Below are 18,805 nucleotides of genomic sequence, written 5' to 3' on the forward strand. Positions count from 1 at the left end.
CTTGGAACCCTATAAAATATTAGATGGAACTCAAGAGAAGGAGTTATTTATTTTTTTGAAGAATTTATATATATTTGCCAACTTTTTTACAAATGTAGACAGTATATAAATATACAGAGATTTGAAAGGAGAATTGATATTGAAAAAACAGGATGCAGATAGAGTGATAAAAGAATACATAAAACCTATGTATGGTTTTGCAATGAATAAAACTAGGAATATTAATGATGCAGAAGAATTAGCAAGTATGATTATAATTCAAATTTATGATGTACTTATAAAAAAAGATAATTTTATAGATTTAAATAGTTATGTTTTTAGAATTGCTCATAATGTTTGGACAAAGTATTTAAGTGAGAAAACAAGGGTTATTAATAATGTTTTTATAGATGATGTAAATATTATTGAAAATAAAAATATTGAAAATGATATTGTGAAAAAAGAAATCATAGGAAAACTTAGATTAGAGATTGCATTTTTATCAAGTCAGCAAAGGAAAATAGTTTTGTTACATTATTATAAAGGATTAAAAATAAGGGAAATTGCAAAAGAACTAGATTTGTCAGAGGGAACTGTAAAGTGGCATATTTATGAGATTAAAAAGGAGATGAAAAATAGTATGGAAGTATTAAGAACTATTGGTAATTTAGGAATTAACCCTATTAACTTTTCTAATATAGGACACTTGGGGAATCCAGGTAGTAGAGGTGATACTAAAGATTTTTTGAAAAAGAGAATAACTCAAAATATATCTTATGCAGCTTATCATAAATCACTTACAATAAATGAAATTGCAGAGGAGCTGGGAATATCACCTATATTTGTAGAAGATGAAGTTAATGAGCTTGAAGAATATGGTTTTATGAATAAAGTAAAAGGTGAAAAATATGAAACTAATATTTTAATTGAAGAACCATCAGAAGAAAAATATGAAGAATTAAACAGTTTATATAAAAAATATGCAAATATATTAGTAGAAAAATATTTTCTTCAATTTTTTGAGAATAGAGAAATATTTAAAAAAGTTAATATTTATTCACCAGATAATGATTTTAACTTTTTAATGTGGAGTATAATCCCATATTCAATGCAGAAATTCATATTTGCTGAGTTACAAAAGATAACTTTTGATGAAGTTAGTGTAATACGTAAAGATGGAGGAAATTACATCTCAACTGCAACTTTAGATAAGAAAATAAATAAGATTGATAAATTTAATTATAATTGTTGTGGTGACATGTATAGAAGTAACAGTGAATTACCTATTTTAGGTTGGCAGATTAATACTGTATGGAGTAAAAGAGATTTTGATTGGCGAGATAATATTATGTCAGATTATATAGGACTATATCATTTTATAAATGGAAAATTAGAAGAAAATGATGTAAATATAGATATTTATAGAAGGCTAATAGATAAAGGATATTTATTTAAAAATGAAAGTGGATATAAAGTGAATGTAGTTTATTTAAAAAGCAAAAACATTTTAAATGAAATAATACCAGTACCTTCAGATGATTTTATAAAAATAGGACAAAAATTTGATAAGGAAGTATATGAAATTGAAAAAATAGGTCAGCCTATTCATATGTATAAAACTATAAAGTACATATGTCAAAATAATATAGCAAAGTTGAAAACTTATGTATTAAAAAACTTACTAGATAGAGGATTATTAAAAGAAGTAAATTTTGATAAGGAAAAAAGCATATCAACAATTCTTTTCCTTGGGGAGTGATGTATGTGTTAAAGAAAATATTAAATTTTTGCAAGATTAGTGTTGTTTCAGCTCCTATATTTTTTGTTTTAAATTTAACTACATTATTTATTATAGCATTAGCAAAAATTGGAATGAGTTATTCATTTAAGATGGCTACTGATACAATATTACATTACAAAAGTATTCAAGAAACTAGCTTTAAAGTAGTAATTCCTATATTATTTTTCTTTTTAATGATATGCATAGGTGGAAATACAATAAATTTTGAAGATATGATGATAAATGCATATACTAAAAAATCTAAAAAACTATTTTCAAAGTTTTTTATGTATAAAAGTTATAACACAAAACAAGACAATTTTTATAAAACAAGTTTTTATGATAATTATGAGTTTGTAAGAAATAATATGGATAATACTACAAAAATTACAGTTACAGTATTTAATAAGTTTACAATAGCTGTGTTTAGACTTATGTTATCGGTTTTAGCTATTTCTTGTTTTGACTCACTTGTACTTATATGTGTATTTATTTTATCTTTAATTTTAGTATTTATAAATAAATATGTTGTAAAAAAACGTATGAATTTAAATAAAGAATATGTTAATGAAGAACGTACTGCTAACTATTATAGAGAGTTACTTTCATCAAGAAAATACGCAAAAGAGATTAGAATATTTAATCTTCAAAATAAATTCCTTAATAAATGGGATGATTCATATAAAAATTATACAGTTTCAAAATATAAATTTGAAGTGAAGGCAACTATATTAACTAATATTACAAATTTTATTGAGGCGTTTATGACATATGGGCTAACAGTATACTTTTTATATCTTGTATATGATGGAACTATAGATGTAGGAGAATTTGTATTTTTGAATTCAATAATGTGGTCACTTACTTCTAATATAAAAAGCATAGTAGATATACTTTCAAAGGATTTAATGGATAATTATCAATATGTAGAAAAATATGAAAATTTCACAGGAAAAATAAGTTTAGATGCATTAAAAAATATATCTTCAGATTATAATTTAAAAACTGATGATATTGAAGGTAAATTTGAAAGTTTGACATTTGAAAATGTAAGTTATAAATATCCTAATGGAAATAAGGATGCAGTTGAAAAGTTGAATTTCTCATTAAATAAGGGAGAGGTTGTTAGTGTGCTTGGATACAATGGAAGTGGGAAAAGCACTTTTTCAAAGCTAATGTGTGGACTTTTAGAAGATTACAAGGGAATTATAAAACTAAATGGAAAAGATATAAGAAATTATGATAAAGAAAGTTTATATAGATATTTTGGTATAGGATTTCAAGATTTTACAAAGTACAGTATATCATTAAAGGAAAATGTACAAGTTGGAATGATTGAAAAACTTAATGATGAAAATAGTTTTAATAGTGCAATAGAAAAGGGAAATTTAAAAGAAGTAATAAATAAATTGCCAAGTGGAATAAATACAATACTTGGTAAAGAATATGATAGTAGAGGACAGGATTTAAGTCTTGGACAGTGGCAAAGAGTAATTTTATCAAGGGCTTATATGGGTAGCAAAGAAGTACTAATATTAGATGAACCAACAGCATCAATAGATCCAATTGAAGAAATGAGAATGTTAAATCAATTCAAAGATATAGTTAAAAATAAAACTGCACTTTTAATTTCACATCGTATTGGATTTGCAAGAATGTCTAGTCGTATTTGCATAATGGATAATGGGAAAATAGTTGAAAGTGGAACACATGAAGAACTTTTAAAGTTAAAAGGCAAATATTATGAATTGTTTAATTCACAACAAGAAATTTATAAAGAAGGTGAAGTGTGTGTGTAGAAGTTATAAGATACAAGCTTTAAAAAAAGTAAACAATATAGCTTATAAAAGTAGTCCAGCCTCATATGTCTTTTTAATACTTATAAATATATTTTCAGCATGTTTTGTATATGTATTATTAAATGCTACCCAATACACTATAAACTCAGCATATGGGATTTTTAATAAAACTCATGATTTTAAATCTGTAGTTATAGGAATAACTATATTTTCTTTAGCAAAATTAATATTAAAATTTAGCAATGTTATAAATATATTACTTACAAATAAAGTCAATTTAAAACTTTCATATACATTTGAAAATAGTCTTAACACTAAACTTTCAAATATTAAAATAGATTATTATGAAAACAATGAAACTTACGTAAAAATTCATGAAGTAAGAACCAAGAGTTTAGAAACTATGAAAAAATTTATAGAAAGTACTATGTTTTATATACAAGCAGTCTTTAAAACAATTATTTATGGATATTTTCTTATACAGATAAATATTCTAGTTGTAGCAATATATTTAGTTTTAGTTTTTGTATTTAATAAGTTAGCAGGAAACATGTACAATAGTATAATGAATATTTGGGATGAAATACAACCATATAGCCAAAAGCAAAATTATTTTTTTAGTCTTAGTGGAGATAAGATTACTCATCAAGAGTTTAAATTTAATAGATTATTTAATTTCGTTAGTAGTAAATGGGATGAACTTTATGAAAAAGAGTATACTTGTAGAATGAAAATATTTAAGAAGTTTGAAATTACATTACAATTGGCAAGAATAGTTTTTAACATTCCATATATATCTATGCTTATTTATGTTGCATATGAAATAGTTAAAGGCAGACTTGAAATTGGTTTTTTAATGCTATGTAATGAACTTCTCAATGGTGTAATAGATACGTTTGAAGGTGTACAGAGTACACTTGCACAAAATGAAATTGATAGTAAATTCATTAAAAGTTATTATGAGATAATGAATTATGAAAATGATGATAAAATAGCTATAAATGAAAAGGTTAAGAATATAGTTTTGAAAAATGTAACTTATAATTATCCTCAAGGCACAAGATATGCACTTAAAAATCTTAATTTTCATATAAATAGTGGAGAAAAAATTGCTATAGTTGGTCATAATGGAAGTGGAAAAACCACAAGTACCAATATTTTAATGGCACTTACAAATCCTACAAGTGGTGAAATTATGGTAGATGGAAGTAGTGGATTGAAAGCTCAATGTATATTAAAAAGTAGTATTTCATGTATATTACAAGATTTTGCTCAATATGAAATGACTATAAGAGAAAATATTGAAGTAGGAAATGAAAGTTATAAGTTTTCTGAAATTGAAATTTGGGACTTACTAGATAAAGTGGGTTTAAAAGAAATAGTTTTCAATTTGCCTAAGGGTATAGATACAGAACTTGGTCAACTTAAAGATGGAATAGAACTATCAAAAGGTCAGTGGCAAAGGCTTGCAATAGCTAGGCTTTTAGCAAAAGGTGATTCTACTATATGGATATTAGATGAGCCAACAGCATATTTAGACCCAATATCGGAAATTGAAATTTATAATATGATATATGATTTAGCAAAAGATAAGACAGTTTTATTTATATCACATAGGTTAGGTTTTGCAAAACGTGCTGATAGAATAGTAGTTTTTAATGATGGAAAAATTGAAGAAGAAGGAACACATAAAGAACTATTAAATATAGATGGAATATATAAAGAGATGTATAAAAATCAAGAATCATGGTATGTGGCTTAATAAAATTAATGTTTTTAGAGTTCATTGAAAAATAAGCATTCAATGAACTCTTTTTATTGTATAGAAATTTAGTACTAAGGTCTATTTAACAATTTTAATTCTTTTTATTTTTATATAAATTATTTTTAATAAAAGAATTAATATAATAGAAAAACCAATAATACAAGTTAAGGTATCATATTTATGATAATTATAAATTAATGCTTGCTTCATAGAAGTAAACCATAAAAATAGTGGAAACAATATAAATATAATGTTTATTATCAAAAATTCTGTTTTATTTATGTAAAAATTGTATATAAGTAAAATAGAAATTAAGAGTATACATATAAATGTACATTCTTTAAGTGACATAGATACAGGTACATCTGAAGTTACAATCATTTTAAATACAAATAATATTAGTATGAAAATATTAATACCTAGTCCTATAATAATATCAATAAATTTATTCATTATAAACTCCTATAAAATATATTATATATTTATATTATATTGCATATTTAATGTATATATTAGCAAAATTTAAATTTTCAAAATATAAATTATAAAAATGTTGACAAACTTATAAGGTGAGAATAATATATGTATATAGATATTTAGATAATTATCTAAATATCTAAAAAGGCAATTTTATTTGGGAGGATGGATATTATGTTAAGTATAAAAGAATTTTCTAAAATTTATAGTGGCGGAAAAAAGAAGGCTGCAAGTAATATTAATATAGAGGTTAAAGATGGAGAAATATTTGGGTTTATTGGGCATAATGGTGCAGGAAAGACAACTACTATAAAATCAATAGTAGGCATATTGGATTTTGAAGAAGGTGAAATTTTAATAGATAATATGTCTATAAAAGATAAACCTATTGAATGTAAAAAAATTATGGCATATATTCCAGATAATCCAGATTTATATGATGCATTAACAGGTATACAATATCTTAATTTTGTAGCTGATATATACGGTATATCAAAAATTGATAGAGAAAATCGTATAAAAAAATATAGTGATGAATTTGAAATAACAAATAGTTTAGGTGATTTAATTTCATCATATTCACATGGTATGAAACAAAAATTAGCTGTAATTTCAGCACTAATTCATGAACCTAAATTGCTTATACTTGATGAACCATTTGTAGGACTTGACCCTAAAGCAGCACATACATTAAAAGGAATAATGAAAGAAATTTGCATAAGTGGTGGTTCTATATTTTTCTCAAGTCATGTTTTAGAAGTAGTTGAAAAGCTTTGTGATAGAATAGCTATAATTAAAGATGGACAAATTGTAGCACTTGGAGATGTGGCTACAGTTAAGGGGGATAGTTCACTTGAAGAAGTATTTATGGAGATGATAGAAAATGAGTAATTTAAGTACATTATTAAAAGTAAATTTTATTAACTCTATTGGTATTAATAAAATACTAAAAGAAAAGTCTAAGTCAGAAAAAAATAAAATATTAGGAACATCTTTGTTGATATTTATGAGTTTTGCTATGTTATTCTGCATGTTTACAGTATATGCTATGTCTTTAGGTAAAGTATTAAAAGAAATAAGTAAGTTAGATGTACTACTTACTTTTGCTATTACTATGAGCACAGTATTTGTATTTTTTACTTCAATATATAAAGCACAAGGTTATTTATTTTCTAATAAAGATTATGATATTTTAGCAGCAATGCCAATAAAATCTTCAACAATACTTTTAAGCAAAATTTTAAGCCTTATAATTATAAATTACTGTATATCATTAATAATGCTTTTACCATTTGCAATATCATATTTTATAAATAGTAATGTAAGTTTTATATTTTTTATATATGTAATTGTATTATCAGTGTTTGTACCATTAATACCAATAGTTTTAGCTTCAATAATAGCTTTTATCATAAGTTTCTTTTCATCAAGATCTAAACATAAAAATATAGTAGCAATTTTATTAAGTGTTCTAAGCTTGGTTTTAATTATGGTTTTATCTATGAGAAGTGATAAAATAATTGAGTATGTAATGGAGAATAGTAATGCAATAAGTATAGTAATGCAAAAGATGTATTTACCATCATACTATTTTACAGAGGCACTTAAAAATTTTAGTATAATAAATGGAATTAAATTTAGTTTAATATCAATAGTACCTTTTATAGTATTTATATTAGTATTTAGTAGGAGTTTTAAAACTATAAATTCAAAACTTAAAGAGAGCTACAAAAAATCTAATTATAAATTTAAAGAGTTAAAGGTAGAAAGTCCAGTTAAAGCATTATTAAGAAAAGAAGTAAGAAGATATTTTTCAAGTAATATTTATGTTTTAAATACATCTGTAGGAATGATATTATTTACAATATTTTCAGTAGCATTAATATTTGTAGGTGTAGAAAAAATTAGTGTAATATTAGAAATGCCAATGATGGCAGAAATATTACCAAGCTATATAATTTTAATTGGATCAGGACTTGTAGCATTGACATGCACTACAGCACCATCAATATCTCTTGAAAGTCCTAATCTATGGATATTAAAAAGTATGCCAATAAAAGAAACTGAGATATTTAAAAGCAAAATAGCATTAAATTTATTAGTTATATTACCACTTCTATATATTAATATGTTAGTTCTAAGTTTTAAGTTTAGAATAAGTGGAGTTTATTTAATAGGAGTGTTCTTAATACCAACGTTATATGCATTTATAATTTCAATGGGAGGACTTCTAATAAATTTATATTTTCCAAAGCTTATGTGGACATCAGAAACTCAAGTGGTAAAGCAAAGTGCAAGTACAATGATTTCAATGCTTTTGGGCATGGTAATCATTGCTATTCCAACACTAATATATATATACTTTAGAATAGAAAATTTTGCAGTGTTTATAGGTGTGTTAGCAGTTATACTTTTATCAGTAATATTTGTAATTTGGAACATGCTAAAAACAAAGGGAGTTGAACTATTTAACAAATTATAATATTATAATATAGTACATTAATGAAAAATTTATAGATAATAATATATATAGGAAACTGAGTTTATGTGCAATTTATATAAGCTTAGTTTCCTATTATTATATTTAATGAAAAAGGAGATACAATGGGAAACATATTATTTAAGGATTTAAATTTAAGTGAAGATATATTAAAGGCTCTAAAAAACTTAGGATTTGATGAGCCATCAGAAGTTCAAAAAGAGGCTATACCATACATATTAAAAGATACTGATATTATAGTTAAATCACAAACAGGTAGTGGAAAAACAGCAAGTTTTGGTATTCCACTTTGTGAAAAGGTAGAAGTAGAAAGTTCTGAGGTTCAATGTTTAGTTTTAGTTCCAACAAGAGAGCTTGCAATGCAAGTAAAAGATGATATTTCTGATATAGGAAGATTAAAAAAGATTAGATGTGCTGCAGTTTTTGGAAAACAACCATTTAATGATCAAATAAGAGAACTTAAACAAAGAGTACATATTGTAATAGGAACTCCAGGAAGAATTGCTGACCATATAGAAAGAGGAACTTTAAAAGTTAACAAGTTAAAATATGTTGTTGTAGATGAAGCAGACAAAATGCTAAATATGGGATTTATAGATCAAATAAAAGACATATTAAATAAACTTCCTAAAAATAGAGTTACAACATTATTTTCTGCAACTCTTCCAGATGAAATAGAAATTTTAAGTAAATCTTATATGAAAGATGCTAAAGTTTTAAATGTAAAATCTAAAGTGTTTAACAGAGATAGAATTAAAGAAAGCTTTGTAAATGTTGAGGATAATGCTAAGTTTAAATTATTATGGCAAAGTATATATAGTGAAGTGCCTAATAAATGCATAGTATTTTGCAATACAAGAAATAAAGTTAAGTCAGTTTATGAACTTATGAGAAAAGAAGGCTTTTTAGCAGAAGAACTTCATGGTGAAATGGAACAAAGAGAAAGACTTAGTGTTATGGAAAAATTTAAAAATGATGAATTTAAGGTTTTAGTTGCAACAGATGTAGCTGCTAGAGGAATTCATATAGAAGATATAACTCATGTTTTCAATTTTGAAGTGCCAATGGAAAAAGAAAGCTATGTACATAGAATTGGTAGAACTGGAAGAGCTGGAAAAGAAGGAAAGGCAATTACATTTGTATCAAATTATGAGAAGAAGTTCTTAGATGAAATTCAAGAGTATATTGGATATAACATTGAGAGAGGAGCTTTTCCAGAAGGTGAAAAAATTAGAGATGGAAAAATAAAATTTAAAGAAAGTCAAAAGGAATTTATAAAGAATAAAAATAATAAAAAGAAACAAGTTCACAGTGAAATTACAAAAATTCATATAAGTGGCGGGAAGAAAAAGAAATTAAGAAATATAGACATAGTTGGAGCTTTAAGCAATGTACAGGGACTAACTGGAGAAGATATAGGAATTATAGACGTTCAAGATGGATTTTCTTTTGTAGATATATTAAATAATAAAGGACAAATGTTCCTTAAAAATAACAAAGAAATAACTATAAAAGGGAAAAAATTAAAAATTCAAAAAGCTAAAAAGTAATTAGGACTTATTTGAGAAAACAGTTAAAACAAGGTAAAATATAAATAATAGTCTTATGCAAGAATGAATTCTTATCTAATTTGTTAATTGAAAGTTGAAGATTGAAGATTGAAAATGATGAATGAAATAGTTTATCTATTTAATTTTTACTTCTTCTTCTTCTTTCGTAGATGAGACTTCAGTCTTGGCGGCCTTTCATATGGATATAAAATAAGGCTTTGAAATGAAATTATTTTTTAACTTATTATATAAAATATATAATGAATCTTTAAATGAATTTAAAGATATTCTTTAGGAAAAGAGGAAATTATGGGAAAAATATTAGTTTTAGCAGAAAAACCTAGTGTTGGTAGAGATCTTGCTAGAGTTTTAAAATGCAATCAAAATAAAAGATCATATATAGAGGGAAATAAATATATAGTAACTTGGGCATTAGGTCATTTAGTTACTTTAGCATCACCAGAAAGTTATGATGATAGGTATAAGAGTTGGAATATGGAAAACCTTCCTATGCTTCCAAACAAAATGAAATTAGAAGTTATAAAGAAAAGTGCAAAACAATTTTATGAAATTAAAAACATTTTAGGAAGAAAAGATATAGATGAAGTTGTTATTGCTACAGATGCTGGTAGAGAAGGGGAACTTGTTGCAAGATGGATACTTGATAAGTGTCACTACAGAGGAAAACTTTCAAGATTATGGATTAGTTCACAAACAGATAAGGCTATTTTAGATGGGTTTAAAAATTTAAAGCCAGGTAAGGATTATGAAAATCTTTATAAAGCAGCTATATCAAGAGCAGAAGCTGACTGGATTGTTGGATTAAATGTTACAAGAGCATTAACTTGTAGATATAATGCAAGTCTTTCAGCAGGTAGAGTTCAAACACCAACTCTTGCAATGATAGTTAATAGAGAAAATGAAATTAAGAATTTTAAACCCAAAGCCTACTATACTATAAATGCAAAGTGCAAAGGATTTAATTTAACTTATTTAGATAAAAACAATAAATCTAGATTATTTGATTTAAATCGTGCTGAAAATATAGTTAAAAAAGTTAATAGAGAAGAAGGTACTATACTTGAAGTCAATGAAAGTGACAAAAAGAATTTTGCACCAATGCTTTATGATTTAACAGAGCTTCAAAGAGATTGTAACAAAATTTTTGGTTATTCTCCAAAGCAAACATTATCAATAATGCAAAGATTATATGAAAATCATAAAATATTAACTTATCCAAGAACAGATTCAAGACACATAACAACAGATATAGTTCCAACATTAAAAGATAGAATAAAATCTATTTCTCTTGGAAACTATAAAAAATTCTGTGATGATGTATTAAGAAAAGGAATTAAAGCAAATAAATCTTTTGTAGATAACAATAAAGTAAGCGATCACCATGCTATTATTCCAACAGAAGAAAGAGTTATGTTATCACATTTAAGTAGTGAAGAAAAAAATGTATATGATTTAGTTATAAAAAGATTTTTATCTGTTATGTTAGATCCATTTGAATATACACAAACTACTATAAAAGTAGATGTAAAAGGGGAAAACTTTGTAGCTAAAGGTAAAGTTGTAAAATCTAAAGGATGGAAAGCCCTTTATGATAGAGATGTAGAAGATGATGATAGTGATGACTTAAAGGAACAAACACTTCCTAAGATGTCAAAAGGAGATAAAGTAGAAATTTTATCTGTAGATATGAAAAAGGGTGAAACTAAACCACCAGCTAGATTTAATGAAGCTACATTACTTTCAGCTATGGAAAACCCACAAAAATATGTACAAATGGATAAAGAATCTGCAAAAACTTTAGGGGAAACAGGTGGAATAGGAACAGTCGCTACAAGAGCAGATATAATAGAGAAATTATATAATATGTTCTATGTAGAAAAACAAGGTAAAGATTTAATTCCAACATCTAAGGGAAAACAACTTATAGATTTGGTTCCAGAAGATTTAAAATCACCACTTTTAACAGCTAAGTGGGAAGGGGAACTTGAGCGTATAAGTAAAGGAAAAGCAAATGATAAAAACTTTACAAGTTCAATGAGAGATTATGCAACAAAACTTGTTGATGATGTTAAAGGTAGTAGTGATAAATTTGTACATGATAATGTAACAGGTAGTAAATGTCCTAAATGCGGTAAATACATGCTAGAAGTAAAAACTAAAAATGGTGTTATGAATGTATGTCAAGATAGAGAATGTGGACATAGAGAAGCTGTAAGTAGAGTTACTAATGCTAGATGTCCAGAATGCAAGAAAAAACTTGTGATAAAAGGACATGGAGAAGGTCAAATTTATGTATGCTCTGGAGCTAATTGTAACTTTAGAGAAAAAGCATCTGTATTTAAGAAACGTTTTGAAAAAGGCGGTAAGATAGATAAAAAAGATGTTAAAAACTACATGAAGAAGATGCAAAAAGAAGCAGAGAAACAAGCAGCAGAGGACAATCCATTTGCAGCATTAGGAGATTTATTTAAAAAGTAAATAAGTATAGGAATACAAGTCTAAATTTTAAGTTATTCATGTTTCAGATGAGAAAGTGCTATATAAAATTAACAATTAACGATGAACAATTAACAATGAAGGATAAAACTGACGTATCAGTTTTTTTCAATCAGATTTTATAATAATTTGTAGAGCAAATTAGTGGAAAACAATATAGAAACGTAGTTTTTAGGTGTTTCTATTTTAAATATTAAGAACGAAGCGAGTAATATTTAAAATAACTATTCACTTTTCACTCTTAGTTCTTAATTGGTTTCAATCATGATATCACAATAAACTGTAAGATTAATATTATCATTTGATAAAAAGATTACTTTAAGTTTGAGCTTGGAACTCTATATAATTATAAATTTTAATTACTATGTTATAAATAAGATAGTATTATAATAAGAAATAGAGATAGGGTGACCTATCTCTATTTAAAGTTTAATTTAGAATAAACCTCTATAACATTGCCTTCGCTATCTTCAAAATTTAAAACTAATTTATTATTTATTTGAGTTAATGGAAACGTTATTTGAGCATTTAATTTATTAAGTTTTGATTCTATTAAATTTATGTCGTTAACTTCAAAGCTTGGTAAACAGTTTGTACCATATGAAACAGACTCAAATGCTTTTTCATTATCAAATAAACAAAATTCAAATCCATTTAAATTAAAAACATTAAAAATTTCATTTTTTACATTTAAGGTTTCATTAAAAAAGTTTTCGTAGAAATTTATTGCTCTATCCATATCTTTAACAGCAATAGTTAAAGAATTCAATGTTATATTAAAATTCATGTCAAATCCTCCAAAAGTAAATTTATTAAACTACATTATTATAACACATTTGTATTTATGGATGTTTATGGAAATAAATTCAATTTTAAAATAATATGCTTATTTTATCTTATAATATGCTTCTATATGATTACCTTCACTATCTTCAAATTCCAAAACTAAGTTATGGTTAATTTTACTTAATGGAAATACTATTTTAACTTTAAGAAGTTCTAATTTTTCTATTAATAAGTTTATATTATTAACTTCAAAACTAGGTAAACAGTTATAACCATACAGTACGTGTTCATTTACTTTTTCATTATTGAATAAGCAAAAATTAAAGTCATTTAATTTAAAAATACTGAACACCTCATCTTCTGTATCTACAGAATGATCAAATAAGGCTTCATAAAATGATATAGCTCTTTTCATGTCTTTAACACATATATACAAGGAATTTATGTTTATACTTAACTTCATAAAAAAACCTCCAATAGAGAAGTAAATTCTAATTTTAAATTATCTATTTTAGTTTAAATGTATTGATTTTAAAGATGAACTTTTAACTCTATAAATATTTATTAAATTTATAATTAAAGTATAAACTTTTAAATAAGACATCAGTATGTCATATTTGTTAAGTATTTAAAAAAGAAAGGAAAAGTATTACAGCATAGAAGCATATTAAAATTATAGTAATTATAGACCAAATAGAAAGAATAATTTCTTTTTTTGTTTTAGGTGATTCATTATTATTACAAGGGTCATTAATATTTATAACATTTATAATAACTAATATAACTATCAAAATTGGTGTTAAAATTTTACGACTAATTATATGAAATAAATTTAAAAGTATTAAGGCAATTACAAGCAAAAATATTACTATTTTCAGTGATTTATATTTTCCCAAAATGGAAAACCTCCTAAAATTAATAATTTATTTTAATATTTTTTTGATTTAATGAAATACTACGAGTATAAGACAATTTAATAAGAGGTGATGAAATGAATTTAAAAAAATTTATAGTGACAGTCTTACTATTATGTAATTGTTTAGTTGTTAATGTTAAAGCAGCAGATACTATTCCTACGTCAAATGTTTACAAAGAGGGTATTTATCACATTAAGGATGAATTGAATGATGGTACTACAGCTGAGCTTATAAGTGAAAATAGTTTCGCATGTATACTTATTGTTAATGATAATGGAGCTACACAAATATTTAAGCAGTTTGGTGATTATCATGAAAAGATTAATATAGGCAATGTTTCTAAGAACTCTACTATTGTAGTTATAGGTGATGGAGAATTAGCAATTAATTTTCATAATTAAACTTAAAATATTATAAATTTACTACTAAATGATGTTAATATATAATACTAATATCATTTAGTAGTTTTATTTTAAGTTTTATAAAGCTTTTTCCATGCTTAGAAATTCCATTTCACCTTTAACTGTCTTACCAATAAATTCATTAGTAACTTTAAAATCCAAACTATTATAAAGCCTTATAGCTCTTTCATTAAATTTAAGTACAGAAAGACCTATTTTATTTAAATTATATTTTTCTTTTGCAAATAATAAAATATTATTTAAAAATTCTTTGCCCATACCTTTACTTGTTAAGTCTGGTCTTAATTGAATAGCAAAGGTAGGAAGGTCATTATTAAAGTAAAATGAACAATTTCCAATTAATTCATTACTAGAGTAAATAGAATAAACATTTTCAATAGTAGGAAAGCTTTTTATATAACTTATTTTACCTTCAGAAAAATCATTGTCAAAAAATTCATATATGCCACCATATTTCCATGTAAGCATATCTTCAACATCTCTATTTGAAACTTTTTTAAATTCATAATTTTTTATAGTACACATATTTTTAAACTCCTTAATTTTTGCTATTTAAAAGTTATTTCTAATATCCATGTAAAATTTATAATATGATCAATAGAAAAGGTTAGATCCAATGATTTTATATAATTAGTAAACTCATCTAAATTTGTATAATGTTTTGATTCTATAAAATCTACAAGATCTTTTCTATTTCTTTCATAAAATAAACTTTTACACTTTTCTTTTTCTAAATTATTATAAAACATAAAATCTGCAATTATAATTCTTCCATTGCTTTTTAAGTATCCTAACATATTGTTAAGTGCCTTTTTCTTTTCATCAGTATTTAAAATGTGAAAAGCATAAGTAGACACAACTATATCAGCAAAATTTCTTTTAAAAGGTTCATCTAAGAAATTTCCTAATTTTAATTTCATATTTTTAAATTTATTAGATGAATAACAAAGCATGTCCAAGTTATTATCAATACCTATAACATCTAAACTATCACTTAATTCACCACATAAATTACAAGTTCCGCAGCCTATATCAACTATGGAACTAGCATTATAGTTAAATATTCTTTGTTGTATCTCATACAAAACATCATCATATTTTTCAAATAGACCTAATTCATCATTAGTTTTATCATAAATCATCTTATTAAATTTTATAGCTTTAGTATTTGTCATGCATTATAAACCTCCTACTAGCTTGTCCATTCATGTTTTAATATGCCGTATTCATAAGTATCATTCCAGATAGGATTTCCTTCATCATCATATTTAAAAAATATATTTTGTTTTAAATGACCTTCACGTCTTAAATTTAATCGTTCTAATAATTTCCAAGAAGGAACATTAAGTGGGTTGCACATTGCAACTATTCTACGTGCATTTAAATTATTAAAGCCATATTCTAAAATTTTAGTGCAACTTTCTGTAGCATAACCATTTTTATGATATAAAATATTAAAGACATAACCAAGTTCCCACGTAAAAAATTCTAGTGGTTCTTGTCTTTGAAAATATATAGTTCCTATTAATTTATTACTATCTTTAAGACAAACAGCCCAAAAAGCATCTTCGTTTGAACGGAGGTAGGCTTCTTCTATACATTCATCTTCACTTTGTACATTATAAGGTTCATATTTCACAACTTCTTCATTAGAAAGACATTCATATAGGTCTTTCCAATCGCTAGGTGAGAACTTTCTTATAATTAATCTGTCAGTTTCTAAAGTATTCATTTATTTAAAGTACTCCTTAATTACGTAATTTTTAAAGGATTTCAAAGATAATCTTACACTTAATGGCATCTAAATTTTGAAGATTAACTTGGAATCCAATAGTTTGATGTGAAAAGTCTCAGATAAATTAATTTCAACTATTAGTTTGAAACTTTATAAAAAAAGAAGAAAAAAAGCTAACAATAAATAGTATAATACAATTAAACCATATATTTCAATAAAAGGATTATTTAACAACACAATGTTAATACTATATTCATAGTATATAGTAAATTTATAACATAATAAGTGTATAATTAACATTATATACATATTAAAGGTATATATAATTTTTATGTATAGTATACTGCTTTTTATTAGAGTTGAAAGTTGAGGTAGTTAATAATGATATGTGTATTAGTAGGTGCAATATTTTTAATTTTTGGAGTAGTACTAAGTAAATTTCCAGCTAACGATATAAATGGGACACTGGGATATAAAACACCTATGTCATCAAAAAATCAAGAAACTTGGGATGAGGCTCAAAAGCAAAGTGGAAAAAGCATGATTATATTAGGCTTAGTAAGTATAGTTTTAGGTTCAATTTTATGGTTTGCAATGAAGGAAAATATTACTTTTAGTATGCACATACAAATGTTAATTTGTAGTGGAGGAATTGTAACTATGATAATTTGTGATGAAATACACTTAAGAAAAATATTTAATAAGGATGGTAGTAGGAAAATAAATATTGATAAAAATGTTTAAGAAAATCTTAGAAACATGTAGTATTTGAAATATTACATATTAAAAAAAGTAAGGATGTGTTAAAGTATGATATCTTTATTAACAGGAATAGTATTTTTTATTTGTGGATTAATATTATATAAATTTCCACCTAAAAAAATAAATAGTTTTATAGGGTATAGAACGGATATGGCATACAAAAACCAAGATACTTGGGATGAAGCTCAAAAACAAGGTGGCAAAAGCATGAGTGTATTTGGAATAGTAAGTATGAGTATAGGAGGAATTTTAAATTTCACATTAAGGCTTGATGATGTAGTTAATTTAAATATACAAATGATATTTTTAGTTGTAGGATCTATACTTATGATAGTTTATGATGAAATTAAGTTAAGAAGAATATTTAATAAAGATGGTAGTAGAAAATAATTATCTAATAAAATGACGAGAAATCTCGCCATTTTTTATATTAAGAAATCTTAATTTCATTTTCTATATAATTTTTAATTGCAATTCGATATTCTTTTGGTCTATAATCCATTTCTTTAATAAGGGAAAGCATTTCTTCTTTAGAAACATATTTAACATCATCAACTTCAGATTTTTGTAGAACTAAATCTTGCACATTAACATCGATACATGCGATAAAGATATCAATAAGGTGATTGTATTTTTCCCAGCATACTCGTTTAATAAAAGTTATATCATTAAGATTTAAACCAAGTTCTTCACGAATTTCTCTTAGAATAGCTTCTTTTCCAGTTTCGCCAGCAATTACATGACCCATATGTATATCCCAACCACCAGGTAAAAATTCTTTCGTTTTTGCCCTTTGTTGAAGCAAAAATTCACCTTTTGAGTTATACAAATAAGCATGCACACCTAAATAATAATCATCATTAAAAACATCAGTTCCTTTAGGGGCTACTCTACCAGTAGGTATTCCATCTTTGTTTAAAATATCAAAATATTCCATAAAAACTCCTTAATTAAAAATTTATTTATCAATCCAATCAGTTTCAGTTAAAACTTGTCTTACTGATTTACGTATAAGCCGCTCAAATTCAGTCATATTTCTTTTTATACAATGAGACATAGCTAATCTAACTACGAAATATAAAATACACAATTTTACAAAAGGTATACATAATAATTTAAAAGAATAAAGCATAATTAAGTCCTCCTTTAATTACAATTTGAAAATTATAATTTTTTATTATTTTTTTCCCAAAGAAATTCACTTATATCTCGTCTAACAAAACCACGTATTTTATATTTAAAATTATTTACATTGCTATTTATACTATGTATAATAGCTAATTTTACAACAAGATATATAGTTAAAAGTTTAATAATAAATATAAGTAAATTCATTAATATTAAAACCTCCTGTCCAGTTTAAATTCATTGCAAATGTTCTATTGTATAAAGGTTATTAGTTTTATCATCTAAAATCATATATATCTTTGAACCGTCATTTTCTTTAGAGATATAATAGAATTTGTAGTCATGATTAAAATTAGGATGATATTCAATTGGAACATTCAAATTATTAAGAATTGATTTCACGTCATCTTCTAAAATAAGGTTATTATTATCTTGCCATTTTAATGTAGGATGAACTTTTTTAGTGTTTCTATATTTAAGTATATGATATCTTTCACCATCACCATGGAAACTTGGACCACTATCAATTTCATATATTTCTTTTGAACATCTTGGAAGATCTATATCCCAGGTTAAATTTATAATGTTTGAATATCTATTAAATTCTTTGAAAAATGTAATACAAATTATTAATAAAATAACAATAAATATTAAAGTATTATATTTATATTTCTTTTTCATTTAAAGC

General features: G+C 24.9%; 21 protein-coding genes. 10 read left to right on the forward strand and 11 right to left on the reverse strand.

All coding sequences use genetic code 11. The features are described 5' to 3' along the window. Positions 1-139 precede the first annotated feature (139 nt). From BN346_RS05890 to BN346_RS05900, 3 genes are read left to right on the forward strand one after another with little or no spacing between them, the layout of a single operon-like run. Positions 140-1,738: a sigma-70 family RNA polymerase sigma factor gene (locus BN346_RS05890; RefSeq protein WP_034440470.1), complete on the forward strand. Its 1,599-nt coding sequence runs from the start codon at positions 140-142 to the stop codon at positions 1,736-1,738. A gap of 5 nt (positions 1,739-1,743) precedes the next feature. Further along, positions 1,744-3,558 carry an ATP-binding cassette domain-containing protein gene (locus BN346_RS20440; RefSeq protein WP_051540081.1) on the forward strand — a complete coding sequence of 605 codons (1,815 nt, stop codon included), beginning with the start codon at positions 1,744-1,746 and terminating at the stop codon, positions 3,556-3,558. Then, entirely contained in the window at positions 3,551-5,320 is a 1,770-nt protein-coding gene (locus BN346_RS05900) for an ABC transporter ATP-binding protein (protein ID WP_034440472.1), read from the forward strand. Before BN346_RS20440 ends, BN346_RS05900 begins: the two co-directional genes overlap by 8 nt. An 81-nt stretch (positions 5,321-5,401) precedes the next feature. Here the strand turns inward: BN346_RS05900 and BN346_RS05905 are convergent, their stop codons facing one another. Continuing rightward, positions 5,402-5,776, reverse strand: coding sequence for a hypothetical protein (locus BN346_RS05905; protein ID WP_034440473.1), 375 nt, complete (start codon positions 5,774-5,776; stop codon positions 5,402-5,404). 198 nt (positions 5,777-5,974) lie between these two features. On the opposite strand from BN346_RS05905, the gene BN346_RS05910 reads away from it, so the two are divergent. The 4 genes from BN346_RS05910 (at position 5,975) to BN346_RS05925 (ending at position 12,349) form a co-directional block, all read left to right on the forward strand. Beyond that, on the forward strand, positions 5,975-6,691 hold the full coding sequence (locus tag BN346_RS05910; protein ID WP_034440475.1) for an ABC transporter ATP-binding protein: 717 nt from the start codon (positions 5,975-5,977) through the stop codon (positions 6,689-6,691). Continuing rightward, complete coding sequence (locus tag BN346_RS05915) at positions 6,684-8,282, forward strand: putative ABC transporter permease subunit (protein WP_034440476.1); 1,599 nt, start codon at positions 6,684-6,686, stop codon at positions 8,280-8,282. The genes BN346_RS05910 and BN346_RS05915 overlap by 8 nt, the downstream gene beginning before the upstream one ends. A 131-nt stretch (positions 8,283-8,413) precedes the next feature. Further along, positions 8,414-9,850, forward strand: a complete 1,437-nt coding sequence (locus BN346_RS05920; RefSeq protein WP_040327474.1) for a DEAD/DEAH box helicase — start codon at positions 8,414-8,416, stop codon at positions 9,848-9,850. Between the two features lie 309 nt (positions 9,851-10,159). Further along, the gene (locus BN346_RS05925; protein WP_034440480.1) at positions 10,160-12,349 is read left to right on the forward strand and encodes a DNA topoisomerase III; all 2,190 of its coding nucleotides are present in this window, start codon (positions 10,160-10,162) and stop codon (positions 12,347-12,349) included. 436 nt (positions 12,350-12,785) lie between these two features. On the opposite strand, the gene BN346_RS05930 is transcribed toward BN346_RS05925, so the two are convergent. The 3 genes from BN346_RS05930 to BN346_RS05940 form a co-directional block, all read right to left on the reverse strand. Further along, on the reverse strand, positions 12,786-13,154 hold the full coding sequence (locus BN346_RS05930; protein WP_034440482.1) for a VOC family protein: 369 nt from the start codon (positions 13,152-13,154) through the stop codon (positions 12,786-12,788). Positions 13,155-13,253: 99 nt separating this feature from the next. After that, complete coding sequence (locus BN346_RS05935) at positions 13,254-13,616, reverse strand: VOC family protein (RefSeq protein ID WP_034440486.1); 363 nt, start codon at positions 13,614-13,616, stop codon at positions 13,254-13,256. A gap of 157 nt (positions 13,617-13,773) precedes the next feature. Then, positions 13,774-14,049 carry a hypothetical protein gene (locus tag BN346_RS05940; RefSeq protein ID WP_034440488.1) on the reverse strand — a complete coding sequence of 92 codons (276 nt, stop codon included), beginning with the start codon at positions 14,047-14,049 and terminating at the stop codon, positions 13,774-13,776. Positions 14,050-14,144: 95 nt separating this feature from the next. Here BN346_RS05940 and BN346_RS05945 point away from each other — a divergent pair, with 95 nt between their 5' ends. Further along, positions 14,145-14,471: a hypothetical protein gene (locus BN346_RS05945; protein WP_034440489.1), complete on the forward strand. Its 327-nt coding sequence runs from the start codon at positions 14,145-14,147 to the stop codon at positions 14,469-14,471. Between the two features lie 78 nt (positions 14,472-14,549). On the opposite strand, the gene BN346_RS05950 is transcribed toward BN346_RS05945, so the two are convergent. The 3 genes from BN346_RS05950 to BN346_RS05960 are packed head-to-tail and all read right to left on the reverse strand — an operon-like array spanning position 14,550 to position 16,224. Beyond that, entirely contained in the window at positions 14,550-15,017 is a 468-nt protein-coding gene (locus BN346_RS05950; RefSeq protein WP_034440490.1) for a GNAT family N-acetyltransferase, read from the reverse strand. A 23-nt stretch (positions 15,018-15,040) separates the two neighbouring features. Next, on the reverse strand, positions 15,041-15,667 hold the full coding sequence (locus BN346_RS05955) for a class I SAM-dependent methyltransferase (protein ID WP_034440492.1): 627 nt from the start codon (positions 15,665-15,667) through the stop codon (positions 15,041-15,043). Positions 15,668-15,684: 17 nt separating this feature from the next. Next, positions 15,685-16,224: a GNAT family N-acetyltransferase gene (locus BN346_RS05960; protein ID WP_034440494.1), complete on the reverse strand. Its 540-nt coding sequence runs from the start codon at positions 16,222-16,224 to the stop codon at positions 15,685-15,687. Between the two features lie 384 nt (positions 16,225-16,608). Here BN346_RS05960 and BN346_RS05965 point away from each other — a divergent pair, with 384 nt between their 5' ends. Together BN346_RS05965 and BN346_RS05970 are read left to right on the forward strand one after the other, a co-directional pair. Further along, positions 16,609-16,971, forward strand: coding sequence for an SdpI family protein (locus BN346_RS05965; protein ID WP_034440495.1), 363 nt, complete (start codon positions 16,609-16,611; stop codon positions 16,969-16,971). Between the two features lie 66 nt (positions 16,972-17,037). Next, positions 17,038-17,379 (forward strand): SdpI family protein, encoded by a 342-nt coding sequence (locus BN346_RS05970; RefSeq protein ID WP_040327251.1) that lies wholly within the window; start codon positions 17,038-17,040, stop codon positions 17,377-17,379. A 40-nt stretch (positions 17,380-17,419) separates the two neighbouring features. Here BN346_RS05970 and BN346_RS05975 read toward each other — a convergent pair whose 3' ends face one another. From BN346_RS05975 to BN346_RS05980, 4 genes are read right to left on the reverse strand one after another with little or no spacing between them, the layout of a single operon-like run. Further along, positions 17,420-17,926, reverse strand: coding sequence for an NUDIX domain-containing protein (locus BN346_RS05975; RefSeq protein ID WP_051540083.1), 507 nt, complete (start codon positions 17,924-17,926; stop codon positions 17,420-17,422). A gap of 21 nt (positions 17,927-17,947) precedes the next feature. Continuing rightward, entirely contained in the window at positions 17,948-18,121 is a 174-nt protein-coding gene (locus BN346_RS21565) for a hypothetical protein (protein WP_158644459.1), read from the reverse strand. Positions 18,122-18,153: 32 nt separating this feature from the next. Next, positions 18,154-18,324 carry a hypothetical protein gene (locus BN346_RS21570; RefSeq protein WP_158644460.1) on the reverse strand — a complete coding sequence of 57 codons (171 nt, stop codon included), beginning with the start codon at positions 18,322-18,324 and terminating at the stop codon, positions 18,154-18,156. Between the two features lie 30 nt (positions 18,325-18,354). Then, complete coding sequence (locus BN346_RS05980; RefSeq protein ID WP_040327252.1) at positions 18,355-18,798, reverse strand: hypothetical protein; 444 nt, start codon at positions 18,796-18,798, stop codon at positions 18,355-18,357. Positions 18,799-18,805 lie beyond the last annotated feature (7 nt).

Source organism: Clostridium ihumii AP5 (genome assembly GCF_000612845.1).
Lineage (GTDB): Bacteria > Bacillota > Clostridia > Clostridiales > Clostridiaceae > Clostridium_J > Clostridium_J ihumii.

Bases quoted from the DNA above. Each gene is read 5' to 3' on its own strand.
- BN346_RS05905 (WP_034440473.1), bottom strand. From the start codon at position 5,776: ATGAATAAATTTATTGATATTATTATAGGACTAGGTATTAATATTTTC.
- BN346_RS05910 (WP_034440475.1), top strand. From the start codon at position 5,975: ATGTTAAGTATAAAAGAATTTTCTAAAATTTATAGTGGCGGAAAAAAG.
- BN346_RS05915 (WP_034440476.1), top strand. From the start codon at position 6,684: ATGAGTAATTTAAGTACATTATTAAAAGTAAATTTTATTAACTCTATT.
- BN346_RS05925 (WP_034440480.1), top strand. From the start codon at position 10,160: ATGGGAAAAATATTAGTTTTAGCAGAAAAACCTAGTGTTGGTAGAGAT.
- BN346_RS05930 (WP_034440482.1), bottom strand. From the start codon at position 13,154: ATGAATTTTAATATAACATTGAATTCTTTAACTATTGCTGTTAAAGAT.
- BN346_RS05935 (WP_034440486.1), bottom strand. From the start codon at position 13,616: ATGAAGTTAAGTATAAACATAAATTCCTTGTATATATGTGTTAAAGAC.
- BN346_RS05945 (WP_034440489.1), top strand. From the start codon at position 14,145: ATGAATTTAAAAAAATTTATAGTGACAGTCTTACTATTATGTAATTGT.
- BN346_RS05950 (WP_034440490.1), bottom strand. From the start codon at position 15,017: ATGTGTACTATAAAAAATTATGAATTTAAAAAAGTTTCAAATAGAGAT.
- BN346_RS05955 (WP_034440492.1), bottom strand. From the start codon at position 15,667: ATGACAAATACTAAAGCTATAAAATTTAATAAGATGATTTATGATAAA.
- BN346_RS05960 (WP_034440494.1), bottom strand. From the start codon at position 16,224: ATGAATACTTTAGAAACTGACAGATTAATTATAAGAAAGTTCTCACCT.
- BN346_RS05965 (WP_034440495.1), top strand. From the start codon at position 16,609: ATGATATGTGTATTAGTAGGTGCAATATTTTTAATTTTTGGAGTAGTA.
- BN346_RS05970 (WP_040327251.1), top strand. From the start codon at position 17,038: ATGATATCTTTATTAACAGGAATAGTATTTTTTATTTGTGGATTAATA.
- BN346_RS05975 (WP_051540083.1), bottom strand. From the start codon at position 17,926: ATGGAATATTTTGATATTTTAAACAAAGATGGAATACCTACTGGTAGA.
- BN346_RS21565 (WP_158644459.1), bottom strand. From the start codon at position 18,121: ATGCTTTATTCTTTTAAATTATTATGTATACCTTTTGTAAAATTGTGT.
- BN346_RS21570 (WP_158644460.1), bottom strand. From the start codon at position 18,324: ATGAATTTACTTATATTTATTATTAAACTTTTAACTATATATCTTGTT.
- BN346_RS05980 (WP_040327252.1), bottom strand. From the start codon at position 18,798: ATGAAAAAGAAATATAAATATAATACTTTAATATTTATTGTTATTTTA.